Annotated in this window: 30 protein-coding genes; 20 read left to right on the forward strand and 10 right to left on the reverse strand. The window is 72.7% G+C overall.

Translation table 11 applies throughout. The annotated features are described in order from the left end of the window. Nucleotides 1–76 precede the first annotated feature (76 nt). The 16 genes from ACWERV_RS01975 (at nt 77) to ACWERV_RS02050 (ending at nt 13,674) form a co-directional block, all read left to right on the forward strand. Nucleotides 77–1,570, forward strand: coding sequence for an FAD-dependent monooxygenase (locus tag ACWERV_RS01975; protein ID WP_398188024.1), 1,494 nt, complete (start codon nt 77–79; stop codon nt 1,568–1,570). Further along, nucleotides 1,567–2,115 carry a nuclear transport factor 2 family protein gene (locus ACWERV_RS01980; RefSeq protein WP_398188027.1) on the forward strand — a complete coding sequence of 183 codons (549 nt, stop codon included), beginning with the start codon at nt 1,567–1,569 and terminating at the stop codon, nt 2,113–2,115. Before ACWERV_RS01975 ends, ACWERV_RS01980 begins: the two co-directional genes overlap by 4 nt. Further along, on the forward strand, nt 2,112–2,708 hold the full coding sequence (locus ACWERV_RS01985) for an ester cyclase (protein WP_452927498.1): 597 nt from the start codon (nt 2,112–2,114) through the stop codon (nt 2,706–2,708). The genes ACWERV_RS01980 and ACWERV_RS01985 overlap by 4 nt, the downstream gene beginning before the upstream one ends. A gap of 88 nt (nt 2,709–2,796) precedes the next feature. Then, nucleotides 2,797–3,372 (forward strand): NADPH-dependent FMN reductase, encoded by a 576-nt coding sequence (locus ACWERV_RS01990; RefSeq protein ID WP_398188033.1) that lies wholly within the window; start codon nt 2,797–2,799, stop codon nt 3,370–3,372. Nucleotides 3,373–3,406: 34 nt separating this feature from the next. Then, entirely contained in the window at nt 3,407–5,026 is a 1,620-nt protein-coding gene (locus tag ACWERV_RS01995) for an NAD(P)/FAD-dependent oxidoreductase (RefSeq protein ID WP_452927501.1), read from the forward strand. A 66-nt stretch (nt 5,027–5,092) separates the two neighbouring features. Further along, nucleotides 5,093–5,416: a TcmI family type II polyketide cyclase gene (locus ACWERV_RS02000; RefSeq protein ID WP_398188039.1), complete on the forward strand. Its 324-nt coding sequence runs from the start codon at nt 5,093–5,095 to the stop codon at nt 5,414–5,416. A gap of 2 nt (nt 5,417–5,418) precedes the next feature. Further along, nucleotides 5,419–6,690, forward strand: coding sequence for a beta-ketoacyl-[acyl-carrier-protein] synthase family protein (locus ACWERV_RS02005; protein ID WP_452927608.1), 1,272 nt, complete (start codon nt 5,419–5,421; stop codon nt 6,688–6,690). After that, the gene (locus tag ACWERV_RS02010) at nt 6,687–7,943 is read left to right on the forward strand and encodes a ketosynthase chain-length factor (RefSeq protein ID WP_452927504.1); all 1,257 of its coding nucleotides are present in this window, start codon (nt 6,687–6,689) and stop codon (nt 7,941–7,943) included. The genes ACWERV_RS02005 and ACWERV_RS02010 overlap by 4 nt, the downstream gene beginning before the upstream one ends. Next, on the forward strand, nt 7,943–8,206 hold the full coding sequence (locus tag ACWERV_RS02015) for a phosphopantetheine-binding protein (RefSeq protein ID WP_398188049.1): 264 nt from the start codon (nt 7,943–7,945) through the stop codon (nt 8,204–8,206). Before ACWERV_RS02010 ends, ACWERV_RS02015 begins: the two co-directional genes overlap by 1 nt. Then, nucleotides 8,203–8,988 (forward strand): 3-oxoacyl-ACP reductase FabG, encoded by a 786-nt coding sequence (gene fabG / locus ACWERV_RS02020; RefSeq protein ID WP_398188052.1) that lies wholly within the window; start codon nt 8,203–8,205, stop codon nt 8,986–8,988. Before ACWERV_RS02015 ends, fabG begins: the two co-directional genes overlap by 4 nt. Before the next feature lie 31 nt (nt 8,989–9,019). Beyond that, nucleotides 9,020–9,964 carry an aromatase/cyclase gene (locus ACWERV_RS02025; RefSeq protein ID WP_398188055.1) on the forward strand — a complete coding sequence of 315 codons (945 nt, stop codon included), beginning with the start codon at nt 9,020–9,022 and terminating at the stop codon, nt 9,962–9,964. Nucleotides 9,965–9,997: 33 nt separating this feature from the next. After that, nucleotides 9,998–10,759 carry an SDR family oxidoreductase gene (locus ACWERV_RS02030; RefSeq protein WP_398188058.1) on the forward strand — a complete coding sequence of 254 codons (762 nt, stop codon included), beginning with the start codon at nt 9,998–10,000 and terminating at the stop codon, nt 10,757–10,759. 192 nt (nt 10,760–10,951) lie between these two features. Beyond that, on the forward strand, nt 10,952–12,400 hold the full coding sequence (locus ACWERV_RS02035) for an MFS transporter (RefSeq protein WP_452927509.1): 1,449 nt from the start codon (nt 10,952–10,954) through the stop codon (nt 12,398–12,400). Beyond that, the gene (locus tag ACWERV_RS02040) at nt 12,376–12,828 is read left to right on the forward strand and encodes an SRPBCC family protein (protein ID WP_398188064.1); all 453 of its coding nucleotides are present in this window, start codon (nt 12,376–12,378) and stop codon (nt 12,826–12,828) included. The genes ACWERV_RS02035 and ACWERV_RS02040 overlap by 25 nt, the downstream gene beginning before the upstream one ends. Before the next feature lie 6 nt (nt 12,829–12,834). Then, nucleotides 12,835–13,410, forward strand: a complete 576-nt coding sequence (locus tag ACWERV_RS02045) for a hypothetical protein (protein ID WP_452927512.1) — start codon at nt 12,835–12,837, stop codon at nt 13,408–13,410. Between the two features lie 36 nt (nt 13,411–13,446). Next, on the forward strand, nt 13,447–13,674 hold the full coding sequence (locus tag ACWERV_RS02050) for a DUF6059 family protein (RefSeq protein WP_398188070.1): 228 nt from the start codon (nt 13,447–13,449) through the stop codon (nt 13,672–13,674). A 131-nt stretch (nt 13,675–13,805) separates the two neighbouring features. On the opposite strand, the gene ACWERV_RS02055 is transcribed toward ACWERV_RS02050, so the two are convergent. The 7 genes from ACWERV_RS02055 to ACWERV_RS02085 form a co-directional block, all read right to left on the reverse strand. After that, nucleotides 13,806–14,888 (reverse strand): TolB family protein, encoded by a 1,083-nt coding sequence (locus ACWERV_RS02055; protein ID WP_452927515.1) that lies wholly within the window; start codon nt 14,886–14,888, stop codon nt 13,806–13,808. Beyond that, the gene (locus ACWERV_RS02060; RefSeq protein ID WP_452927518.1) at nt 14,885–16,159 is read right to left on the reverse strand and encodes an MFS transporter; all 1,275 of its coding nucleotides are present in this window, start codon (nt 16,157–16,159) and stop codon (nt 14,885–14,887) included. Before ACWERV_RS02060 ends, ACWERV_RS02055 begins: the two co-directional genes overlap by 4 nt. Before the next feature lie 3 nt (nt 16,160–16,162). Continuing rightward, nucleotides 16,163–17,032: an alkaline phosphatase family protein gene (locus tag ACWERV_RS02065; RefSeq protein ID WP_452927520.1), complete on the reverse strand. Its 870-nt coding sequence runs from the start codon at nt 17,030–17,032 to the stop codon at nt 16,163–16,165. A gap of 147 nt (nt 17,033–17,179) precedes the next feature. Beyond that, entirely contained in the window at nt 17,180–17,725 is a 546-nt protein-coding gene (locus tag ACWERV_RS02070) for an NUDIX hydrolase (protein ID WP_452927523.1), read from the reverse strand. 451 nt (nt 17,726–18,176) lie between these two features. Beyond that, nucleotides 18,177–18,377, reverse strand: a complete 201-nt coding sequence (locus tag ACWERV_RS02075) for a hypothetical protein (protein ID WP_452927526.1) — start codon at nt 18,375–18,377, stop codon at nt 18,177–18,179. Continuing rightward, complete coding sequence (locus ACWERV_RS02080; protein WP_452927529.1) at nt 18,374–18,835, reverse strand: ATP-binding protein; 462 nt, start codon at nt 18,833–18,835, stop codon at nt 18,374–18,376. The genes ACWERV_RS02075 and ACWERV_RS02080 overlap by 4 nt, the downstream gene beginning before the upstream one ends. A gap of 123 nt (nt 18,836–18,958) precedes the next feature. Further along, complete coding sequence (locus ACWERV_RS02085) at nt 18,959–20,197, reverse strand: helix-turn-helix domain-containing protein (protein WP_452927532.1); 1,239 nt, start codon at nt 20,195–20,197, stop codon at nt 18,959–18,961. Between the two features lie 135 nt (nt 20,198–20,332). Between ACWERV_RS02085 and ACWERV_RS02090 the strand changes: the two genes are divergently transcribed. Continuing rightward, nucleotides 20,333–20,809 carry a hypothetical protein gene (locus tag ACWERV_RS02090; protein WP_452927535.1) on the forward strand — a complete coding sequence of 159 codons (477 nt, stop codon included), beginning with the start codon at nt 20,333–20,335 and terminating at the stop codon, nt 20,807–20,809. Between the two features lie 11 nt (nt 20,810–20,820). Then, complete coding sequence (locus ACWERV_RS02095; protein WP_452927537.1) at nt 20,821–21,348, forward strand: N-acetyltransferase family protein; 528 nt, start codon at nt 20,821–20,823, stop codon at nt 21,346–21,348. Nucleotides 21,349–21,389: 41 nt separating this feature from the next. On the opposite strand, the gene ACWERV_RS02100 is transcribed toward ACWERV_RS02095, so the two are convergent. After that, nucleotides 21,390–21,917: a ferredoxin gene (locus tag ACWERV_RS02100; RefSeq protein ID WP_452927540.1), complete on the reverse strand. Its 528-nt coding sequence runs from the start codon at nt 21,915–21,917 to the stop codon at nt 21,390–21,392. 59 nt (nt 21,918–21,976) lie between these two features. Beyond that, entirely contained in the window at nt 21,977–22,405 is a 429-nt protein-coding gene (locus ACWERV_RS02105; protein ID WP_452927543.1) for an ATP-binding protein, read from the reverse strand. 187 nt (nt 22,406–22,592) lie between these two features. Between ACWERV_RS02105 and ACWERV_RS02110 the strand changes: the two genes are divergently transcribed. Then, a complete protein-coding gene (locus tag ACWERV_RS02110; RefSeq protein WP_452927546.1) occupies nt 22,593–23,342 on the forward strand; it encodes a GntR family transcriptional regulator in 750 nt (249 codons plus the stop codon). Between the two features lie 50 nt (nt 23,343–23,392). Here ACWERV_RS02110 and ACWERV_RS02115 read toward each other — a convergent pair whose 3' ends face one another. Beyond that, nucleotides 23,393–23,749, reverse strand: a complete 357-nt coding sequence (locus ACWERV_RS02115; RefSeq protein ID WP_452927549.1) for a winged helix-turn-helix transcriptional regulator — start codon at nt 23,747–23,749, stop codon at nt 23,393–23,395. Between the two features lie 76 nt (nt 23,750–23,825). Between ACWERV_RS02115 and ACWERV_RS02120 the strand changes: the two genes are divergently transcribed. Then, nucleotides 23,826–24,587 (forward strand): globin domain-containing protein, encoded by a 762-nt coding sequence (locus ACWERV_RS02120; protein ID WP_452927552.1) that lies wholly within the window; start codon nt 23,826–23,828, stop codon nt 24,585–24,587. Nucleotides 24,588–24,636 lie beyond the last annotated feature (49 nt).

Raw genomic sequence — 24,636 nt, forward strand, 5'->3', positions numbered from 1 at the left:
GGCCGCGGAGGGCTGACCCGCCACGTCCCCGGTGCGGACTTCGACGAGTTCGACGAGTGCGACAAGAGAGGTATCCATGAATACGGATGTGATCGTGGTCGGCGCCGGACCGGCCGGGATGATGCTGGCCGGCGAACTGCGCCTGGCCGGTGTCGAGGTGGTCGTGCTGGAGCGGCTGGAGCGGCCGACCGGCGAGTCCCGCGGCCTGGGCTTCACCGCCCGCACCAAGGAGGTCTTCGACCAGCGCGGGCTGCTGCCGCGGCTGCCCCCCTTCGAGCTGAGCGCCGTCGGCCACTTCGGCGGGCTGCCACTGGACTTCGGCCAGCTGGAGGGCGGGCTCTTCGCGGGCAAGACGCTGCCGCAGTCCGACACCGAGGCGATGCTCGCGGGTTGGGCCCCCGGCCCCGGCGTCACCTTCCGCCGCGGCTGGGAGTGCGTCGCGCTGTCGGCGGACGACGACGGGGTGACCGCCGAGATCCAGGGCCCCGACGGCGCCCGGGAGGAGCTGCGGGCGAAGTACCTGGTCGGCTGTGACGGCGGGCGCAGCACGGTCCGCAAGGCGGCCGGCTTCGACTTCCCCGGCACGGCCGCCTCGATGGAGATGTTCCTCGCCGACCTGCGCGGCACCAACGTGCGGCCGCGGATGATCGGCGAGTCCTACCCCGGCGGTATGGTCATGGCCACCCCGCCCACCAACGGGGTGCAGCGCTTCATCGTGTGCGAGCGCGGCACGCTGCCCAAGCGGCGTACCACCCCGATCGAGTTCGGCGAGATCTCCGACGCCTGGAAGCGCCTGACCGGCGAGGACATCAGCCACGCGGAGCCGGTGTGGCTCAGCTCGTTCGGCAACGCGACCCGGCAGGCCACCGAGTACCGGCGCGGCCGGATCCTGCTGGCCGGTGACGCCGCGCACATCCACCTGCCGGCCGGCGGGCTCGGCATGAACACCAGCATCCAGGACGCGGTCAACCTCGGCTGGAAGCTCGCCGCGCAGGTGCACGGCTGGGCCCCCGAGGGGCTGCTGGACAGCTACCACGACGAGCGCCACCGGATCGGCCGGCGGCTGCTGATGAACACCCAGGCCCAGGGCCTGCTGTTCCTCAGCGGTGACGAGGTGCAGCCGATGCGCGACCTGTTCACCGAGCTGATCGGCTACGACGTGGTCGCCAAGCACCTGATCGGCATGGTCAGCGGCCTGGAGATCCGCTACGACGTCGGCGCGGGCGACCACCCGCTGCTCGGCGCGCGGATGCCCAACCGGCAGGTGGCCACCGCGACCGGCCCGCGGCCCTTCTACGAGCTGATGCACACCGCCCGCCCGATCCTGCTGGACGCCACCGGCGACGCGGAGCTACAGCGCACGGCGGCCCCCTGGGACGACCGGGTCGACGTGGTCAGCGCGCCCTTCAGCGGCCTGGCCGGCGACGACCCGCTCACCGGCACCGCGGCGGTGCTGGTGCGCCCCGACGGCTACATCGCCTGGACGGCGCCCGGTTCGGCCGCCGGTCTCGACGAGGCCCTGCGCCGCTGGTTCGGCGCGCCGCGGCCGGCCGCGGGGGACCGGCCGTGACGGACCTGGACCTCTCGCTGCCCGCCGAGGCCGTCGCGGCGCTGCGCCGGCTGACCGACCGCGCGGACCTCGCCGACCTCGCCGACCGCTATCTGCGCGCCCTGGACGGCGGCGACTTCGACCAGGCCTGGGCGCGCTCGGTCTTCACCGGCGACGTCGAACTGGACTTCCCGCCGGGCAGCCACCAGGGCATCGCCGGGGTCGCGGACTTCACCCGCGGCTTCATGGGCCACTGGGACCGCACCCACCACAACGTCTCGCACTACGCCATCGAGCCGGACGGCGACCGGGCGACCGTCGCCTGGAACGTCGTCGCCATCCATGTGCACCCCGGCTCGCCGCCGCCGCCCGCCTCCGCGCCGCACTTCTACCTCGGCGGCCGGTTCGAGGGGGTGGCGCGGCGCACCGCCGACGGCTGGCGGCTGTGCCGGCTGGAGCTGCGCGTGGTGTGGACCACCGGGCCGGGCATCCGTGAGATCGCCCAGGTCATGACCGGTACCGACGGAGAACAGGTAATCACCACATGGAAGGACGGGACAGCATGACGAAGGAGATTCCCAGTGTCGAGAGGCAGCGGGAGATCATCGACATCGTCTACAACAAGGGCCTCAACGACGGCGACCTGTCGGTGGCCGACCGCTATCTGACGCCGGACTACCAGAGCCACGGCTCCTACGACGACTCGGTGCGCGGCCCGGCCTCGTTCAAGATGACGATCGAGATGCAGCACCGGTCGTTCTCCGACATCAGGTACGAGGTCCTCGACGTCGTCAGCGAGGGCGACCGCTCCGCGATCCGCTGGGTCATGAAGGGCAAGCACACCGGCCCGTTCCTCGGTATCCCCGCCACCAACAGCGAGGTCGAGCACCACGCGCTGCTCATCCTGCGGTTCGAGGACGACCGGATCGCCGAGCGGTGGGGCATCGTCGACAACTTCACGCTGATGCGCACCCTCCAGGGCATCACCGGCGCGCTCGGCGGCCCCGGTGGCCCCGGCGGGCGTCCCGGTGGCCCGGGTGGTCCCGGGGGTCCCGGGGGTCCTGGCGGGCGTCCGATGGGCGGCCCGCCGATGGGCGGCCCCCCGGCCGGTGGCCCGCCCGCGGGCGGCCGTCCGCAGCCGGCGGGTTCCCCCTCCTGACCCTCTCCCGGGGCCGCGGCCGCGCCTGTGACGGGCGCGGCCGCGGCCCCGGGGTCCCACCGGTCCCGAGCAAGGGGAGGAGCACCCTGTGTCCACCGCACCGATCCGGGTCGTGGTCATCGTCGGCAGCACCCGTGCCGGACGCCTCGCGCCGCAGGTGGCGCAGTGGTTCGTCGGGCAGGCCGGGCAGCGCGCCGACCTGGTGACCGACGTGGTCGACCTGGTCGACCACCCGATGCCGGACGACCTCGACGACACCGCGCCCGCGGTGGTCGCGCTGCGGCCGGTACTGGCCGCGGCCGACGCCTTCGTCTTCGTCGTCCCCGAGTACAACCGCGGCATTCCCGGGCCGCTCAAGACGCTCATCGACAACTACAACGCGGAGTGGGAAGCCAAGCCCGCCGGATTCGTGACGTACGGCCTGAGCATGGCCGGCGGCGTGCGGGCGGTGGAGCACCTGCGGCAGATCCTCGCGGAGTTCCACTCCGTCGGCGTGAAGGACATCGCGATCTTCCCGCGGATCCTCAGCCACTTCGACGCCGCCGGCGCGTTCGCCCCCGAACTGGAGGGCTGCAACGCCGCGGCCAAGCTCATGCTCGACCAGCTCGTCTGGTGGGCCGACGCGCTGCGCACCGCGAAGGCCAAGCGCCCCTACCACTCCTGAGCCGAACCGACCGCACTCCCGTGGAGGACGAATCATGGACGAGACCGGCAAGGAGCTGGCCGACCAGACCTACGACGTGGCGATCCTCGGCGCCGGCATGGCCGGCGGCATGCTCGGCGCGGTGCTGGCCCGCAACGACGTCAAGGTGCTGCTGATGGACGCCGGCACCCACCCGCGCTTCGCGGTGGGGGAGTCGACGATCCCCTACACCTCCTCGATGACCAAGATCATCGCCGAGCGCTACGACGTCCCCGAGATCGCCCCGCTGGCCAGCTTTCGCGGCGTCAACGAGAAAGTCAGCCCCATGTCGGGACGGAAGTCGAACTTCGGGTTCGTCTACCACGAGCAGGGCAAGCCCCAGCAGCCCGACCAGATCAACCAGCTGGTGATCCCCGAGTGGCAGCGCACCGAGTGCCACCTGTTCCGGCAGGACTCCGACGCCTACCTGTTCAACCTCGCGGTGCAGTACGGCGCCGAGCCGTGCCTGGACACCCGCATCACCAGCATCGACATCGACCCGGCCGCCGGTGTGGTGCTGCGCTCCACGCAGGGCACGGAGTACCGGGCGAAGTACCTGGTCGACGGCGGCGGCTACCGCTCCCCGACCGCCGAGGCGTTCGGGCTGCGCGACGACCCGCCGCGGGCCCGGCACCACTCGCGCAGCATGTTCACCCACATGGTGGGCGTGACGCCGTTCGACGACGCCACCGCCGCCCAGGCGCACAAGAACCCCAGCCCCTGGCACCACGGCACGCTGCACCACGTCTTCGACGGCGGCTGGCTGTGGGTCATCCCGTTCGACAACCACGAGGGCGCGCTGAGCACCCTGTGCAGCGTCGGGCTGACGCTGGACGAGCGGGTCTTCCCCAAGGACCCGAAGGTCTCCGCGCAGCAGGAGTTCGACGACTTCCTCGCCCGCTTCCCGCAGATCGCCGAGCAGTTCACCGGCGCCCGCGCGGTGCGGCCCTGGATCAGCACCGGACGGCTCCAGTACTCCGCGTCCAACACCGTCGGCGAGCGCTACACCCTGACCTCGCACGCGGCCGGCTTCATCGACGCCCTGTACTCGCGCGGCATCACCAACACCCTGGAGGTCGTCAACTCGCTGGCCTGGCGGCTGATCGCGGCCTCCCGCGACGGCGACTGGTCCACCGAGCGCTTCGCGTACATCGACAAGGTCCAGCAGGGCCTGTACGACGTGCACGACGACCTCGTCTACAGCTCCTTCGTGGGCTTCCGCCACTACGAGCTGTGGAACGCGGTCATCCGGGTGTGGAAGGTCACCAGCATCCTGCCCACGATGCGGATCGAGAACGCGCTGCGCGACTACCTCAAGACCCGCGACGAGCAGGTGTTCCTCGACCTGGAGAACCACGAGACGCCCGGCATGCCCGCGCCCGTGGCCAAGGACATCATCGAGCTGCTCGCCTTCACCCGCACCACCTGCCAGGCCGTGGAGGCCGGCACCCTCGAACCCGCCGTCGCGGCCGACCGCATCTTCGCGCACCTGCGCGACAGCGCGTTCGTCCCCGCGCCCTTCGCCCTGGGCGACCCGGACAACCACCACTTCGAGGCGACGCCGGAGCTGCTGGAGCGGCTCGGCCGGTGGGGCACGACCCAGTCCCCGCAGCACATGCGCTCGCTGTTCGCCTGATCATCCCCAGCGCGCCGGCTCCTCGGCAGGTACCAGGACCGGACCGGACCGAAAGAGGGTACTGACATGCACAGCAGCTTGATCGTCGCGCGGATCGAACCCGGCGGCGGCAGCGACGTGGCCCGGTTGTTCGCGGACTTCGACCGCACCGAGATGCCGCACCTGATGGGCACCCGGCGCCGGCAGCTGTTCCAGTTCCGCGGCCTGTACTTCCACGTGCAGGACTTCGACGAGAACAACGGCGGCGAGCGCATCGAGGAGGCCAAGGCCGACTCGCGCTTCGTGCGGATCAGCGAGGACCTCAAGCCGTACATCCAGGCCTACGACCCCGCCACCTGGCGCTCGCCGGCCGACGCGCTCGCGACGCGTTTCTACAACTGGGAGGCGTGACGGTGTCCACCCGGCGAGTCGTCATCACAGGGGTGGGCGTACTGGCCCCCGGCGGCATCGGCGTCAAGAACTTCTGGAGCCTGCTGTCCGAGGGCCGTACCGCGACCCGGCGGGTCAGTTTCTTCGACCCCACCCCGTTCCGCTCCCAGGTCGCCGCCGAGATCGACTTCGATCCCGAGCTGTTCGGCCTGAGCCCGCAGGAGATCCGCCGCATGGACCGCTCCGTGCAGCTCGCGGTGGTCGCCGCCGGTGAGGCGGTGGCCGACAGCGGCCTGGACTTCGAGGCCCTCGACCCCTTCCGCACCGGCGTCACGCTGGGCAGCGCCGTCGGCGCCACGATGGGCCTGGACCAGGAGTACCGCGTCGTCAGCGACGGCGGCCGGCAGGACCTGGTCGACCACGAGTACGCCGTACCGCACCTCTACAACTACCTGGTGCCCAGCGCCGGCGCCGCCGAGGTCGCCTGGCGGGCCGGTGCCCAGGGCCCGACGTCGGTGGTCTCCACCGGCTGCACCTCGGGCATCGACGCGGTCGGCTACGCGGTCGAGGTGATCAGGGAGGGCGCCGCCGACGTCATGGTCGCCGGCGCCACCGACGCGCCCATCTCGCCGATCACGCTGGCGTGCTTCGACGCGATCAAGGCCACCACCCCGCGCAACGACGACCCCGAGCACGCCTCGCGGCCCTTCGACGGCACCCGCAACGGCTTCGTCCTGGGCGAGGGCTCCGCGGTCTTCGTCCTGGAGGAGCTGACCGCGGCCCGCCGCCGCGGCGCGCACATCTACGCCGAGATCGCCGGCTACAGCTCGCGCTGCAACGCCTTCCACATGACCGGGCTGCGGCCCGACGGGCTGGAGATGGCCGAGGCCATCCGGGTCGCCATGGACCAGGCGCGGATGAACCCCGACGAGATCGACTACATCAACGCGCACGGCTCGGGCACCAAGCAGAACGACCGGCACGAGACCGCGGCGTTCAAGCTGAGCCTGGGCGAGCGCGCCCGGCAGGTCCCGGTCAGCTCCATCAAGTCGATGGTCGGGCACTCGCTCGGCGCGATCGGCTCGATCGAGATCGCCGCCTCGGTGCTGGCGATGGCCGAGAACGTGGTCCCGCCCACGGCGAACCTGCACACCCCCGACCCCGAGTGCGACCTGGACTACGTCCCGCTCACCGCCCGCGACTGGCGCACCGACGCGGTGCTCACCGTCGGCAGCGGGTTCGGCGGCTTCCAGAGCGCCATGGTGCTGGCCGCCGCCGACCGGAGGATCACATGACCGCCGCCACCACCGTCGTCACCGGCCTCGGTGTCGTCGCCCCCAACGGGCTGGGCGCCGCGGCCTACTGGGACGCCACCCGCGGCGGCAAGAGCGGCATCGGCCGCGTCACCCGCTTCGACCCGTCGCAGTACCCCGCCCGGCTGGCCGGCGAGGTCCAGGGCTTCGTCGCCGAGGACCACCTGCCCGGCCGCATGATCGTGCAGACCGACCACATGACGCGGATGGCGCTGGTCGCCGCGGACTGGGCGCTCGCCGACGCCTCGATCGAGCCGCGCGGCCTGGACGGCTACAGCATGGGCGTGGTCACCTCCAGCTCCGCGGGCGGCTTCGAGTTCGGCCAGGGCGAGCTGCAGAAGCTCTGGAGCCGCGGCAGCCAGTACGTCAGCGCCTACCAGTCCTTCGCCTGGTTCTACGCCGTCAACAGCGGCCAGATCTCCATCCGGCACGGCATGAAAGGCCCCAGCGGGGTCGTCGTCAGCGACCAGGCCGGCGGTCTGGACGCGCTGGCGCAGGCCCGCCGCAAGATCCGCAGCGGCACCCGGCTGATGGTGTCCGGCGGGGTCGACGCGACGATCTGTCCGTGGGGCTGGGTCGCACAGCTGGCCGGCGGCCGGATGAGCACCAGCGACCAGCCCGCCCACGCCTACCTGCCCTTCGACGCCGACGCCTGCGGCCATGTGCCCGGCGAGGGCGGCGCCATCCTGATCCTGGAGGAGGCCGGTGCCGCCGCCCTGCGCGGCGCCCGCGTCTACGGCGAGATCGCCGGGTACGGCGCCACCTTCGACGCCCCCGCGGGCACCGGACGCGACGGGGCCTTCCGCAAGGCGATCGAGGTCGCCCTCGCGGACGCCGGGGCGGACGCGGACGACGTCGACGTCGTCTTCGCCGACGCCGCCGGCATCCCGGAGCTGGACCGCGCCGAGGCCGTCGCGATCAACCAGGTCTTCGGCGAGCGCGGGGTGCCCGTCACCGCGCCCAAGACGATGACCGGCCGGCTCTACTCCGGCGCCGGAGCCCTGGACACGGCCACCGCGCTGCTGTCCGTCCGGGACGGCGTCATCCCGCCCACCGTCAACTCCGACCCGGCCGCCGACTACGGCATCGACCTGGTCACCGGCCGTCCCCGGGTGCGCCCGGTCCGCAGCGCGCTGATCCTGGCCCGCGGCTACGGCGGCTTCAACTCGGCGCTGCTGGTACGGGCCGGCGGCCGCGCCACCACCGGATCGGACTCCACCGAAGGGACACGCTGATGACTGCCCGGCAGTTCACCCTGGACGACCTCAAACGCATCCTCGTCGAGTGCGCCGGCGCCGACGACGCCGTGGACCTCGACGGCGACATCCTCGACCAGGGCTTCGAGGAGATCGGCTACGAGTCGCTGGCCATCCTGGAGACCGGCGGCCGGATCGAGAACGAGTACGACGTCATCATCGACGAGTCCGTGCTGTCGGTGCACGTCACCCCGCGCGAGCTGATCACCGCGGTCAACGAGCTGCTGACGGTCTCGGCATGAGCGCCGCCGACCGCCCCGTCGCCCTGGTCTCCGGGGCGACCAGCGGGATCGGCCTGGCCGTCGCCCGTCTGCTCGCCGTCCAGGGGCACCGGGTCTTCCTCGGCGCCCGCGACGCCGGCAACGTCGAGGCCACCGTCAAGGAGCTGCGCGCCGAGGGCCACGAGGTCGACGGCCGCACCCTCGACGTCCGCGACGACACGGCCGTACGCGAGTTCGTCGCGGCCGCCGTCGACCGGCTCGGCACCGTCGACGTCCTGGTCAACAACGCCGGGCGCAGCGGCGGCGGTGTCACCGCCGACATCCCCGACGAGCTGTGGCACGACGTCATCAACACCAACCTCAACAGCGTCTTCCGGCTGACCCGCGAGGTGCTGACGACCGGCGGCATGCGGCACAAGAGCCGCGGCCGGATCATCAACATCGCCTCCACCGCGGGCAAGCAGGGCGTCATCCTCGGCGCCCCCTACTCGGCGTCCAAGCACGGCGTCGTCGGCTTCACCAAGGCCCTCGGCAACGAGCTGGCCCCGACCGGCATCACCGTCAACGCGGTCTGCCCCGGCTACGTCGAGACGCCCATGGCGCAGCGCGTCCGGGAGGGCTACGCGACCGCGTACGACACCACCGAGCAGGCCATCCTGGAGCGCTTCACCGCCAAGATCCCGCTCGGCCGTTACTCCACGCCCGAGGAGGTCGCCGGTCTGGTCGGCTACCTCGCCTCGGACGCTGCCGCCTCCATCACCGCCCAGGCCCTCAACGTCTGCGGCGGCCTGGGCAACTTCTGACCCCCGCGACCCCGCGACAGGAGGAACGAGCATGACACAGCCCGTGGTTCGCGAAGTCGAGCACGAGATCACGGTCGCCGCCCCGGCCCGCGAGGTCTACCGGCTCATCGCCGAGGTGGAGAACTGGCCGCGGATCTTCCCGCCCACCATCCACGTCGACCAGGCCTCGCAGGGCGCCGGACGTGAGCGCATCCGGGTCTGGGCCACCGCCAACGGCGCGCCCAAGAACTGGACCTCGCAGCGCGCCCTGCACCCCGACACGCTGCGTATCGACTTCCGCCAGGAGGTCTCCACCCCGCCGGTCGCCGCGATGGGCGGCGCCTGGATCATCGAGCCGCTGTCGGCCGGGCAGTCCCGGGTCCGGCTGCTGCACGACTACCGGGCGATCGACGACGACGCCGACGGCCTGGCCTGGATCGACCAGGCCGTGGACGGCAACTCCCGCTCGGAGCTGGCCGCGCTGCGCGCCAACCTGGAGTTCGTCGTCGGCTCCGAGAAGCTGACCTGGTCCTTCGAGGACACCGTCCACATCAACGGCAGCGTCAAGGACGTCTACGACTTCATCAACGAGGCCGGCCTGTGGTCCGAGCGGCTGCCGCACGTGGCCCGGGTGAACCTCCAGGAGCCCGAACCGGGCCTCCAGGAGCTGGAGATGGACACCCGCTCGCCCAACGGCTCGGTGCACACCACCAAGTCCTACCGGGTCTGCTTCCCGTACGACCGCATCGTCTACAAGCAGACCACCCTGCCGGTCCTGATGAGCCTGCACACCGGCCGCTGGAGCTTCCGCCCCACCGCCTCCGGCGTCGCGGCCACCTCCCGGCACACCGTCGTGCTGCGCCCGGAGAACGTCACCTCCGTGCTCGGCCCGGACGCCGGCGTCACCGAGGGCCGCGAGCACGTCCAGCACGCCCTGAGCACCAACTCCCGCACCACCCTCGGCTACGCCAAGACGTACGCCGAGTCGCGGGCCTGATCCCACCAGCGCACCCCCCACGAGGAGGACCACATGGGCAACAAGCTCTCCGGCAAGACCGCGCTCGTCACCGGGGCGAGCCGCAACATGGGCCGCGCGATGGCCCTGCGGCTGGCCGCGGACGGCGCGCTGGTCGCCGTGCACTACAACACCGCCAAGGACGAGGCCGAGGCCGTCGTCGAGACCGCCCGGCAGGCGGGCGGCAAGGCCTTCGCGGTGGGCGCCGAACTCGGCGTCCCCGGCGACGTCGACACGCTCTTCGAGGCCCTGGAGGCGGGCCTGACCGAGCACGCGGGCTCCACCGCGCTGGACATCCTCGTCAACAACGCCGGGGTGCTGGGCGGCATCAAGCCGGAGGACACCACCTCCGAGCAGTTCGACCGGATCCTCGCGGTCAACGCCAAGGCGCCGTTCTTCCTCATCCAGCGCGCGCTGCGGAACATGCCCGACGGCGGCCGCATCGTCAACATCTCCTCCGGGCTGACCCGCACCTCCAACCCGGACGAGATCGCGTACGCGATGTCGAAGGCCGCCGTCGAGATGCTCGGGCTGCACTTCGGCAAGTACCTCGGCCCGCGCGGCATCACCGTCAACAGCGTCGCCCCCGGCATCACCCGCAACGACAACCCGGTCTTCCAGATGCCCGAGGTCGTCACCGCGATGGCGTCGCTGTCGGCCTTCAACCGGGTCGGCGAGCCCGAGGACGTCGCGGACGTCGTGGCCTTCCTCTGCTCGGAGGACGCCCGCTGGATCACCGGCGCGTTCATCGACGCCAGCGGCGGCACGCTGCTCTGACCCGCACCACGGGCCCCGCGCGTACGGCGGCCCTGCCCGACCGCCGTACGCCCCTCCGTACGCCCCTCCGGGCGCCGCCCGGACCCTGCCCCGGGCCGTGCCCCGGACCTTCACCGCCGACGAGCCCCGCCGAGGAGCCCCTCCGACAAGCGCCGCCCCCGAGAACCGCCGTCCCCGACCGCGGGAGCCGCCATGAAGACCGCGCCGCAACGGACCGCGACCGGCACCGCCCCGCCGCCCGGGGGCCTGCTGGCCGTCCTGGCAGGCAACATGCTCATCGACGCCCTGGAGGTCTCGGCGACCCTGGTCGCCCTGCCCGCCCTGGGCCAGGACTTCCACCTCGCGCCCAGCACCGCCCAGTGGGCCATGACCGCCTTCGCCATCGGCTTCGGCGGCCTCATGCTCTTCGGCGCCCGGGTCGTCGCCATCCACGGCGCCCGCCGCGCCTACCTGTGGGCGCTGCTGGCCTTCGCCGCCGCCTCGCTGGTGGCCGGTGTGACCGGCAGCTTCGCGCTGCTGGTCGCCTGCCGCGTGGTGAAGGGCTTCTGCGCCGCGCTCACCGCGCCCACGGGCCTGGCCATCATCATGAACACCTTCCCCGAGGGCCCGCACCGCAGCCGTGCCATCTCCGTCTACACCGTCTTCGGCGCGGGCGGCTTCACCGGCGGACTGCTGCTGTCCGGCCTGCTCACCGACATCAGCTGGCGGTGGACGCTGGCGGCCCCGGCCCCCGCCGCGCTGCTGCTGTTCCTGCTGGGCCTGCGCATGATCCCGCGCTCCGCCCCCGCCGCCGGGCCGCGCCGCCGCTACGACGTCGCCGGCGCCCTGAGCGCCACCGGCGCCCTGGTGTGCCTCGACCTGGCCATCGCGTCCTCACCCGCGCACGGCTGGTTCAGCGCCCAGGTCGGTGCCGCCGCCGCCGGGTTCGCCGTGCTGTGCGCGCTGTTCGTCGCGGTGGAGCGTACGGCCAAGGACCCGCTGGTGCGGCTGCCGCTGCGCACCGGCGGCACCATGGCCCGTTCCGCGCTGGGCGCCGGCGCGCTCAACGGCTCCTACCTGGGGCTGCTGGTCGTCGTCACGTTCCAGTTCCAGACCACCCGGGGATGGTCGCCGCTGCAGACGGCGCTGGCCATCCTCCCGGCGAGCGTCCCGCTGGCCCTCGTCGCCCTGCACTCCGGGCGCATGATCGCCCGCTTCGGCACCCGCCGGCTCATCGCGTACGGCGCCCTGCCGCCGCTCGTCGGCTACCTGCTCTACCTGCGGCTGCCCGCCCACCCCGACTACGTGACCGCGGTCCTGCCCACCATGATCCTGGTCGGGCTGGGCTTCGTGCTGTCGTTCGCCGCCCTCAACACCCAGGCCACCTCGGGCCTCGCCCCCGCCGAGCGCGGCGCCGCGGCGGCCCTCTACCAGAGCGCCGTCCAGATCGCCGCGGTCGTGGCCCCCGCCCTGGCCGCCGCCCTCTTCCAGAACGGGCTGGGCGGTACGGGCAACGGCGGGCTGCGGCCCGCGGTATGGCTGGTGGTCGCGATCGGCGCGATCGGACCGGTGGCCGCACTGACCACGTACCTGCTGCCGCGCCCGCCGCGGCGCGCGACCCCAGGAGGACAGGAACCATGGACGAGGCGAGTATCTGGGTGAAGGCCGCCCCGGAGACGGTGTGGGCCCTGGTGGCCGACCCCACCCGCTACGGCGAGCTGAGCCCGGAGAACATCGGCGGCCGCTGGGCGAACAACTCGGTCCCGCGCGCCGGGGCCGTCTTCAAGGGCACCAACAAGCGCGGCGTCATGCGCTGGACGACCACCTGTACGGTCCTGGAGTACGACGCGCCCAAGCGCTTCTCCTTCCAGGTCACCGAGTCGAACATGCGCTGGGGCTACCGCCTGGAGCCCGAGGCCGGCGGCACGCTGCTCACCGAGTGGCGCGAGCACGCCGGGCCCATGCCCGTCGCCGCCCGTATCTTCACCGCCTCCCGGCTGCTCGGCCGGGACCGCGAGCAGATCATGGTCGACGGCATGCGCACCACCCTGGAGCAGGTCAAGCGCGCCGTCGAGACCGGCCGCGGGTAACCGGCGATGCGCGGTCTGAGCCGGTACGAGAGCGCCGTCGCCCTGCGCTACGGGATCGCCGACACCGCCGACTTCACCCGGCAGGCACTCGCGATCCTCGACACCCGCGCGGGCGACTACCGCGGATACGGCGTCACCCGGGCGCTGATCCACCCCCTGACCCTGCACCTGGCCACCCACCCCGGGCACGGGGGCGTACGGCTGCGCACCGGCGGCGCGCCGCACACCACCGACCCCGGCACGCTGGAGCTCGACGCGGCCATCGAGCCCGGCCCGCGCGGCAGCCTGCGGCTGGCCGGGCTCGGCCCCGTACCGCTGCCGCTGCGCCGCGGCACCGTGGACGCCGTGCGCTGCGCGACCCTGGTCTTCGGCCTCGGCGACATCGACAGCGACGGCCCGAGCGCCGAATTCGGCGTCACCGTACGCCCCGAGGCCGGGCTCCAGTGCGCCTACGCCTCCGGCACCGCGCGCGACCCGTACACACCGCGCTGGGAGATCTCGGTGCGCCCGGCCGCCGTCGCCCACCGCTCCCCGTCCGTGCCGGCCGCGATGGGGTGGATCGCCGCGGACTGCCTGGCCTGACGACCGGCCGTCCCCGCCGGGAAGGAGCCCGTGCCCGTGCCCGCACCGCTGCGACGGTTCCTGCTCCTGGTCGGGCGGGCCCTGCGCGACTACGGCTACTTCCACATCTGCCCGCCGCCGCTCCCGCCACCCGCCCCGCCGCCGGGAGCGCCCCCCGCCCCGGGCCACCCGGAGAAGCTGGTGCCGCTGCCCGACCACGAGCGCCGCTGGTGGCAGGACCTCGAAACCCGTCTCACCGGCGGCGGTTCCGCCGACCGGCCCTGAACGACCCCTGAACGACCCCCTGAACGACCCCCTGAACGACTCCTGACCGCGCGGCCCTCGGGCCGCGCGGTCTTTTTTTGTTTTCCGGCCTCTCCCGCGCTCCTCCCGCGCTCTTCCCGGCTCGTGCGGGGTCAGCCGAGCCAGGCGGGGGAGAGGGCGGACGCGGTCAGCGGGGCCGGGGCGCCGGTGCCGTCGGCGGGGACGGTGAACAGGTCGGAGCCGTAGTCGCCGGGCAGCGAGTAGGAGAGCGTGTCGCCGTCGACCCACACCGCCTGGTCGTCGACGTTGCGGGACTCGGCGGTGGGATGGTCCTTCAGCGTCGCCAGGTCCAGGACGTACAGCCGCCAGGGGGCGTCGGGGTCGAGACCCGGGACGCGCTTCTTGAAGGCGATGCGCGTCCCGTCCGGGGAGAGCGAGGGGCACTCGACGTTGGTGCGCAGCGTGACGGCGGTGCGCGTCGCCACGTCGCCGCGGATCAGGTACGTGCGGCCGCCGGTCGCGGCCGTGGCGTAGAAGTGCGTGTCGTCCGCGAAGGTCACGCCCCAGTAGTTGAGGTCGGCGGCGCGCAGCCGCTTGCCGTCGCGGGTCAGCGTGTAGTCCTCCAGCGTCGGCTGGAGGGCGCCGGTGCGGGTGTCCAGGATCGTGGTGCGGGTGGAGAAGTTGGTGCCCGCGTACGAGTCGCCGCCGACGAAGACCGTCCAGGCCGCCATCCGCCCGCTGGGGGAGACCCGGGCGCGGGTCGGGATGCCCGCGAGGTCCACATGCCGGGTGGTGCGCAGGTTCCGGTCGAGGACGAGGGCGCGGTAGCTGTCGTTGACCGCCCCGCGCTCCGCCTGGAGGCACACCCCGGTGCCGCCCGCGGCATAGAAGCGCAGGCACTTCACACCGGAGGCGGTGCGCGGGCCGTTCGGATCGGCGGCCGGGACGCTGGCCAGCTCGTCGCGGTGCGGGCCCCACGCCATGGAGCGGAAGACGATCCGCCGCCCCGCGCCGGGTGCGAGCGACACGTCCCCGGCGTGCACCGCGGGCCCGCCCGCCTGCACCTGGTTCTTCCGGTCCGCCCGGTCCGCCGCCCGCCACACCGCGACCCCGCCGACGAGCGCGAGCACCAGGACCCCGGCGAGGAGGACGAGCAGCTTGCCGCGCGTGCTGAGGGGGGCGTCGTCGGAGGGGCGGGCGTCCTCTTCCGCCGGTCCCGGGCCGTCCTCGCTCATCCGATCCCCTCCGCGGGTCGCAACCGTACCGACAGCAGCACGCTCGCCAGCAGCGCGACCGCCGCGCCGGTGAGCGCCGAGCGGTCGCCGAACGCGGTCCAGGCCGCGCCGAAGGCGATCGAGCAGAAGAAGCGGGCGGCCGCCTGGCCGGTCTGCACCAGGGCGAGCCCGCTGGAACGCAGCGCCGCCGGTACGGAACCGGCCGCGGCCGCCATCAGCACCCCGTCGGTGGCCGCGTAGAACGTGCCGTGCAGCGCGAGCACCGCGTACGGCAGCACGCCCGCCCGCACGTGCGACAGCAGCAGCCCGTACGCCAGCAGCAGCGCGAGGTGGCCGCCGACGAAGACGCGCCAGCGGCCCACCCGGTCCGCCCACCGGCCGAGCGGCACCGCGAGCAGCAGGAACGCCGCCGCCGTGCCCAGCGGCAGCAGCGCGAACCAGCGGTCGGGCACCCCGAGGCGGCGCTGGAGCATGAGGTAGACGAAGGAGTCGCTCACGGTCGCCAGGCCCAGCGCCATCGCGCACAGCGCGAGCCCGCGCAGCTCCCGCCGCCCGAGCAGGGCGACGGCGGCCCGCAGCGAGGCCCGCGGCGCGTCCTTCCCGGGCGTGTCCGCCGCCTCCCGCACCCGCGAGGGCACGAACAGCAGCAGCACCAGCACGCCCACCGCCGCGACGCAGAAGCTCACCGTGAAGACCGCGTCGTAGCCCTCCGCCGCCCGGCGCAGGATCAGGAAGGCGACCAGCGGGCCGAGCAGCGCGCCTGTGGTGTCCATAGCGCGGTGCACGCCGAAGGCCCGCCCGCGCGCCCCCGGTTCGCTGGAGAGCGAGATGAGCGCGTCGCGCGGCGCGGTGCGCAGCCCCTTCCCCGTACGATCGGCTGCGAGCACCGCGCCGATCAGCGGCAGGGTGTGGACGGCGAGCAGCAGCGGCTTGCACAGCGCCGACAGCCCGTAGCCGAGGACGGCGACCCGCTTGTGCCGTCCGCCGCGGTCGGCGAGGTGGCCGCCGACGAGCCGGACGAGCGCGCTGAAACCGTTGTAGACGCCGTCCAGCAGACCGAAACCCAGCGGGGACAGGCCGAGTCCGGTGACCAGGTAGAGCGGCAGCACCGCGGTGACCATCTCCGAGGAGACGTCCGTGATCAGGCTGACCGCGCCCAGCGCGAGCACGGTGGAGGCCACGGCGGACCGCCGCCCGGGGCGTGACGTGCCCCGGGCGGCGGCCGGCGAGGCCACCGCGGGTGTGCTCGCGCGGCTCTCGCTGACGTACATCGGTCAGCTGGACCAGATGCCGGTGATGTCCGACGCCGAGGCGGCCTGCCCGGCGTGCGAGGACGTGCCCGCCAGGTCCTCCAGCGTCCGCAGCAGGTTGTAGTGGTTGTAGGTGGTCGACACGGACGAGCCCGCCTTGACCGGCTGGCCGTAGAAGACGGTCGGGATGCGGTTGCCGCTCAGCGAGTTGTCCTCGTCGAAGGTGACGACGAGCAGGCTGTTGTGCGTCTTGGCCCAGGTCGCGTACGCGCCCAGGTTGTTCTTGATCCAGGTGTCACCGGTCGACACCGAGCAGTCGTGCATGTCGCTGCACAGGTTGGGCACGACGAAGGACGTCGTCGGCAGCGTCGAGTAGTCGGTCGGGAACTGCGCGAAGGTCTTCGCGGACGAGGTCGGCACGTTGGAGAAGCCGAACCACGGGTTGTGCTTCTGCGCGTAGTTGCCGCTCTTGCAGGTGGTCGAACCCTGGCTGGGCAGCGTCTCGTTGTAGCTGCCGAACGTCTTGCCCGCGGCCGCGACCTCGGAGCCGAGGTTCGCGGCCGAGCTGAAGCCGATGGAGACACAGCTGTCGGACGTGACGCCCTGCGTGGAACCGGAGAACAGGGCGTAGTAGTTCGGCTGGCTGGGGTGGGTGATCGCGTGGCTCTGCGTCAGGTTGGCGCCGCCGGTCGCGAGCGAGTTGATGTACGGGGCGCTGGAGCTGCCGATCACCTGGCTGTAGGCGTGGTTCTCCATGACCACCACGACCGTGTGATCGGGCGTCGGTACGGAACCGGCCGCCTGGGCGTTCCCGCCGAGCCCGGCCCACAGGCCGGCAGAGGCGGCGGCGAGCCCGCCGGCGGTCAACAGGGCGGTACGGCTACGGCTGCGCACGGATTACCTCCGGTGAGGGGGGTGGGGGAAGGACGCGCGTGCGATGTGCATGCCAAAGCTAGGTGCGCGCGCCGTACGCCCGAACGGTGCGCGAGGTGAAGAACGGGCGAACGCTGCGGTACGCGCGGCGTACGCAGGGTGAGCGGGTCAGCCCAGCCTGCCGCGCAAGGCCTCGCAGCTGAGCGTGCGTGCGGGCTGCCAGGCGAAGCCGGTGACCTCCTCCGCCTGGAGGGCGGTGACGTCGGCGACGTCGGCGGCCTCGGTGCGGAAGAGGTAGCGGACGTCGTAGTGCTGGTGGGCGGGTTCGCCCTTGGCGGGGTTGGCGGGGATGGGGTGCACGTCGATGTGCAGGGGGATGGGGCTGACCGGGGTGACGCGCTCGGCCGGGATCCCCGTCTCTTCGCTCAACTCCCGCAGGGCGGCGCTGAGGAGCGTGTCGTCGCCGTCCTCCAGATGCCCGCCGGGGAAGAGCCACGTACGGAGGGCCTTGTGCCGGATGAGCAGGACGCGCCCGTCCGGCCGGAGCAGCAGTGCCCCGGCGGTGACGTGCCCGCGGAACTCCTTGCGCGAGGTGATGGTGCCGGGCGTACCGGCGAGGGAGTCGGCGAGTGCGCCGAGCCCGTCCCCGTCCTCGGGGTACCGGTCCAGGTAGCAGCTCAGGGTGTCGCGAATGTGCTGGGCGGTGATGGCCATGGGTCCTCGTCAGCGGTTGAAGGCGGCGAGCCAGGAGCCGGCGATGACGGCTCGGTCGGCGGCGGGCAGTTCGTGCATACCAGGCGCGAGCCTGTTGCGGCGCCTGCGTACGGGCGAAGTAGCCGCCGACGTCGAGGAGGACGACGCGTTCCCCGGCGGCTCGGGTCTCGATGTACTCCACGGCCTGGTCGGGGTCGATGAAGGCCTCGCGGGAGAGCGGGTCGCAGGGCGCGATGCGCTCGACCTCGCGCTTGGCCGCGGGGGAGACGGACTTGGGCTTCGGGAGGACCGCCCGCAGCTTCGAGGCGGCGGCCACGGCCTTTACGAAGCTGGGGCGTTCGGGCAGCAGGTGCGTGACGAGGAACGCGGACGGCGGCTCATCCGTGCGGAAGCGGGTCGCGACCCTGCTGAAGTAGGCGTCCAGGCGGGCGCGTTCGAAGGACTCCACGGTTCACCTCTCTTCCGGGGTGTCGGGCTGGCGGGGTGTGATGAGGATGAGGTGTTCGTCGGAGTCGGCGGTCCACGGGAGAACAGGTCCGCGTACGGGTCGGAGGACGTAGACGCCGTGGCGGACGTCGGTGATGACGGCCTGGCGGCCGGTGGCCTCGTCCGTGACCTGGTCGCCGACCCAGGGCCGTCCGTCGCGGGTCATGCGGCGGGGTCTCCTTCGAGCAGGCCCCAGACGCGCTTGCCGAACGGGAGGGCGTCGGTGCCCCAGCGGGCGGTGAGCGCTTCGACGAGGTTCAGGCCGCGCCCGCACTCGGCGAGGTCCTCGGCGTCGCGCCGCTCGGGCCGCTGCTTCGACCGGTCGACGACGTCGATCCGGACCTGCCCGTCCGCGGGGCGGCTGACCGTCACCCGGATGAGCCGCCCCTTCGTGTGCCGGGCGGCGTTGGCGACCAACTCCGTGACGACGAGGGCGCCGTCATCCGCCAGGCCTTCGAGGCCCCATGCGCGGAGGGCGGTACGGACGAGCAGGCGGGCGTCGTCGGCGCTTTCTGCTGCGCAGGAAAGGGTGCGGGAGTAGTCGGGGCCGATGGGCGGGTGCCGTATCGGCTCCGGGGCCTGCCCTGTCGTCTGGGTGGCGGCCGTTTTCTGCGGGGCCTCCATCTCGCCCTCCCGGTGCGTAGCGGTGGTGGGGCTTCACGCTACGTTCGGTGAGCGGGCGGATACAGACGCGTTCCGTGGTCCTTTGACGGCACGTCAGCAACGCGGGTGCACGGAGCGTGCACCTTATGGCGCGGCGAAGAAGGCCGCGAGTTCGCGCTGCGCCGCGCTCGTACGGCCGCTGAGCTGCTGCACGTCATGGAAGGTCTGCGCCGCCATCTGCTGGTGCCGCAGCCACTCAGGGGTCTCCGCGTGGAGGCGCTTCAGCACTCCCAGGGCGTCGGCCTTGTGCTTGAGGGTGGCGTGCGCCGCTGCCACGTCCAGCAGGTGGCGGCGCATGAAGGTGCTGTCACCGGCCTGCGCGACGCGTTCGGCCAGGCTGATCACCATGGCGGGGTGGTCGGCGACGAGGTGGTTCTCGATGCCCTGGAAGGCCACCGTCCGCCAGTCGAAACGGCCCCAGCTCGACTCGGACACGGCCGTGCCGCCCGCGAGCGCGGCCCCTGCGGTCCGGCCCATGCGCAGCATCTCCCGGGCCTCGGCCGCCCGGTTGTTGCGCGCCGCCGCGGCGCTCGCGTGCACCAGCAGCTTGCCCCAGGCGCCCAGGTCCCGCCTCGACGCACGGGAGATGCGCGGCTCGACCGCCTCCGCGGTGGCGACGCTCACCTGCTCGGCCTCGTCGAGACGCCCCTGCCGCATGAGCAGCCAGCCCTGCTGGTAGACGGCGCCGGCGAGCAGATCCAGCGCGCCCACCGCGAGCGCGTCGGCGATCGCGTCCCGCAGCGCGATGTGCGCGAGGTCGTACGCGCGGACCTGCGTGAGGTAGCGGCCCGCCATCTGCAGCACGTCCGAGCGGATCCGCAGCGCGGCCTCGTGCTGGGCCCCGCCGTCGAAGTGGGCGACGGCCGCGTGCGCGGAGTGCACCAGCGGCGGCAGGAGTTCGGCCACGGTGGCGTAGGCGTCGCGGTGGTACGCGCGGGCCACCGTCCCGACGGCCTCGCCCAGCCGCGCGAGATCGGGCTCGCCGACCTCGGCACCGGGGGCCGCGATCCGGCCGCCCGGCCCGACCGGCGGGGTGATCGCCTGGCGGAAGTACAGCAGCTCGACCTTGTCCCCGTCGTCCCGCCGGGTGTGGTGCGGTCCCGCCGGATCCAGCAGCGTGGACGTCCGCACGCCGAGCACCCGCGCGATCGCGTGGTACGTCTCCAGCCGCCCCGTCCCCCCGCCTTCGAGCTTCTTGACGACGCTGAGGGAGAGCCCGGTCCGCTCGGCCAGCTGCTCCTGCGTCAGCCCGCGCGAGAGCCGCGCACGTTTGAGGACGTCGCCGGGCAGAACCCCGGACGGATGGTCGGCACGGTAAGTCATGCTGGACTCCGATGTTCTGACCCCTCGACACTAGGAACGGTACGTCGCCGCCTTCCGCGGAGCCACAGGTTCAGGTCGGTCGTACACCCAGGCATGACGACGACGTCCGTCCGTCCCCCACGGAGGGAGCGACTCATGCGCCTGGGCATCACCGGCCACCGAGGGCTGTCCGCGGAGGTCGAACAGCGGGTCCGTGACGGCTTGCGCCAGGTGATCGCGCGGCACGGCGCCGACGAACTGGTCGCCGTCTCCTGCCTCGCGGACGGCCCCGACTCCTGGTTCGCCGAAGCCGTACTCGACCACGGCGGCCGGATCGAGGCCGTGATCCCCGCCGACGAATACCGCGCGGGCCTCCCGCCCGAGCACCACGCGACGTACGACACGCTGCTGCACCGGGCCTGCGAGGTGCACCGCACCGGGTTGCAGGAGTCGACCTCCCGAGCGCACCAGGCGGCCAGCGAGATCATGGTGGGCCTTGTCGACAAGCTCGTGGCCGTCTGGGACGGCAAACCCGCCCGCGGCTACGGCGGCACCGCCGACGCGGTCGGCTACGCCCGCACGACCGGTGTACCGGTCGAAGTGGTCTGGCCCGAAGGGGCCGGCCGGGACTGAAGGAGCCGTGCATGACGACCGCCCCCGCTCTCGACCTCCGTCACTACACGCACGACGACCTGCCGCGGATACGGCAGACCATCCTCGACGTCCACGCCGCCGCGTACGCAGGGGACATGACGGAGTTCGACGAGCGCTTCCCCTGGTTCGTCGACCACTGGGGCGGCAACCCCGGATTCGCCTGCGTGATCGCCTACGACGGGGACGACGCGGTCGGCTTCGCCTACGGGGCCCCGGGGACACCGGGGCGCGAGTGGTGGCGCGACCACCTCGACCCGGCGCCCGAGAAGCACCGCACCTTCTCGTACTCGGAGCTGGCCGTCGTCCCGCGTTGGCGGAAGAAGGGCGTCGCGGAACAGCTCTCCCGCGCCCTCATGGACGGCCGCGCGGAGGACCTGGCGGTGCTGCTGGTGGACGTCCAACACCCCCGCGTCCAGGCCCTCTACGAGTCCTGGGGCTACCGCAAGGTCGGCGAGCGCCGGCCGTTCCCGGACTCGCCGGTGTACGCCGTGATGATCGCCGAGCTGCCGCTGACGTAGGCCCCGGAGGTACCGCGCACCCGGGTGCCCCGCACCACCGGTCAGAGCACGGGCAGCCGGTCCGTGGTCGCCGGGGAGCGCCGCTCCTCCAGCCAGAAGAGGTAGACGCGGAGGTGCGACGCCAACTCGCCCTCGATATAGGCGGCGTACTCCCGGGCGGCGGCGGCCACCCCTTGTCCGGCCTTCGCGTCGTCGGCCTCCCAGTCCGCCCGCCGATCCGCCAGGTACTCGACGACCCGCCGCCGCTCCCGCCACCACTCCCGGACCGACGCCGGTGTCCAGCGGCTGTCCCCGTCACAGCCGTACCCGCCGAAGACCTCCTGCTGGGCCGCATCGACCAACTGCCGTAGCTCCGCCGGATTCCGCGGCTGCCGGTACACGTACTCGGTGAAGTGGTCGGCCTCGTAGAGAACGAGCCCCGGGGCGTGGATCCGTCCCGTCCCGCAGTTGTCGGTCTCGGCCCCGTAGAACGGCCCCGGTACGTTGAGCCACTTCCGCTCCGACCACTGCCCCCGGAAGGAGCCACGGGCGTCGCCGAGCAGAGGCACCGCGTCGAAGTAGAGGTCCACGGCGGCATGCTAACCACGTGCGTCGGCCGCTCCTGTGCCTGCCCGCGTTGCCCGCCGCCTCACCCGTCCGCCTCATTTCCGATCTCCGCCCAGACCGTCTTCCCGATCCCGTGCGGGCGCGGGGTGACGCCGTGCCGGACGGCGAGTGCTGCCACAAGAGCGAGGCCGCGGTGCGACTCGTCGTCGGGGCCCGCGGTACGGGGGCGGGGAAGCGCGTCACCCGCGTCGGACACCTCCACGCGGACGAGGTGGGTCTCAGTGCGGGAGATGCGCAGGGCGATCTCGCGTCCGGGGGCGCTGCGCGCGTGCCGGACGGCGTTGGTGACCAGTTCGCTGACGACCAGGACGACCGTGTCGGTGGCCTCGGAGGGTGCGCCCCACTCGGCGAGCGTCCGCCGGGTGGCGGCCCTGGCGTAGGCGACGCGCTCGCGGCGCCGGGGGAACTGCACGTCGAGTACCGGGCCGTCGGTCGATTCGGGCAGGGACATGCGGGACCTCGCTGAGGTGGGTGCGGATACGAAATACATCTCTAGAGATGTGACTTCATGGAAGCATCTGAAACCCCTTCATGTCCCGGGTTCTCTAGAGAACTCCCGCGTGTGAGTGAACGTCGGTGCCCGTGGTTGCCGGTCAGGTCGTCTTAGGATGTCTAGAGATGATCAGGAAGGACGATCGATGACGACCGCGGGCAGCCGGCCGGAGGCGAAGTACCAGCGCATCGCGCGGGAGCTGAGGGAGCAGATCGAGAATGGGCGGTACGGGCCCGGGGAGCGGTTGCCGGGGGAGAACGACCTCATGGCGGGGTACGGGGTCGCGCGGATGACGGCGCGGCAGGCGCTCGGCGTGTTGCAGGCCGAGGGGGTGGCGGAGGCGCGGAAGGGGGCCGGGGTGTTCGTGCGGGAATTTCGGCCCGTGCGGCGGCGGGGGATCGCGCGGCTCGCGCGGGAGGGGTGGAGTGGCGGGCGGTCGGTGTGGGAGGCGGATGCCGAGGGGCGGGAGCTCGGCGTCGAGGTGGGGGAGGTCGGGGTGGCGGAGGCGCCGGACGCGGTGGCGGGGGTGCTGGGGACGGGGGCCGTGGTCGTGCGGCGGCGGCGCTTCGTGCTGGACGGCAAGCCGGTGCTGCTCGCGACCTCGTACTTTCCGGCGGGGATCGTCACCGGGTCCCGCGTGGCGGAGGAGGACACCGGGCCCGGCGGGGTGTACGCGCGGCTCGCCGAGCTGGGGTACGAGCCCGTGCGGTTCCGGGAGGAGGTCCGGGCGCGGATGCCCTCCGGGGAGGAGGCGCGGCGGTTGGAGCTGAGGGCCGGCACGCCCGTCGTGCTGGTCTGCCGCACGGCGTACACGGGTGACGGCACTCCCGTCGAGGTCAACGAGATGGTGCTCGACTCCGCCGCCTATGTGCTGGAGTACGCCTTCGGGAGCTGAGCGCGTGGCGCAAGAACGACCCTCACCGCGCCCCGCGGCAGCGGAATCGCTCATTCCAGGGGCGGGAACCGGACACCGGTGCGGGTCGCGCGGGACAGGCCCCATGCGTAGAGTGCCTCCAGGACGGGGGCGAGGCTCGCGCCCTCTTCCGTGAGGCGGTATTCGACGACCTCCGCGCCTTTGGGGCCGGTGGCCGTGCGGTGGATCAGGCCGCGGGATTCCAGGGTGCGCAGCCGCTGGACCAGCATCTTCTCGCTCACGGCGGGGATCCGGCGGCGCAGTTCGCCGTAGCGGTGGACGCCCTCCTTGAGGTGCGAGAGGATCACCGTGGCCCACTTGCCGCCGATGATCTCCAGGGTCAGTTCGACGGGGCAGGAGGGGCCCCGGGGCGGGGGGACGGTCGTCATCTGAGGTGTCCTGTTCCGGCTACGTACCACCCGGTGGGTTCTTGCCACCGGCCCCGTGCCTTGTTTGGGTCGTTCCATGATTGTCGAGTACATCCGTTACCGGATCGCGGAATCCGACCGGCAGGGGTTCGAGCAGGCGTACGCGCGGGCCGCCGTACCGCTCGGGCAGGCCGAGCAGTGCGTGGACTACGAGCTGGCGCGGTGCGCCGACGACCCGGGTGCGTACACGCTGCGGATCCGCTGGACCTCCGCCGCGGACCATCTGGAGGGCTTCCGCAAGGGCGAGCACTTCCCGGCGTTCTTCGCCGAGATCAGGCCCTACGTCCAGGCCATCGAGGAGATGCGGCACTACGAGGTCACCGACGTCGTGGGCAAGGGCGGCTCGGTGCCGACGCTGTACGCGTGGGCGGGCGGCGCGGAGGCCTTCGACCGGCTCTTCACCCGCTTCTACGCGCGTGTCGCGGAGGACGAGGTGCTCGCGCCGGTCTTCGCCGGGATGAGCCCGGACCACCCGCAGCACGTCGCCGCCTGGCTCGGCGAGGTCTTCGGCGGCCCCGCCCGCTACAGCACCGGGCACGGCGGGCACCGCCACATGGCGGCCCGGCACCTGGGCCGGGGCCTGACCGAGGAGCAGCGGCGGCGCTGGGTCGCGCTGCTCACCGACACCGCGGACGAGGTCGGGCTGCCGGGCGACCCGGAATTCCGCGCCGTCTTCGCGTACTACCTGGAGTGGGGTACGCGGATGGCGCTGCTCTACTCCGGCCCGAACCCGCCGCCGCTGCCGGAGTCGCCGATGCCGCGCTGGGACTGGGGCATCACCCCGCCCTACCGCGGCTGACCCGGCCGCCCGGCCCGCCCTGTGACCCGCCCCCACGCCGGGGCGCGGG

It is taken from the genome of Streptomyces sp. NPDC004031 (assembly GCF_053604375.1).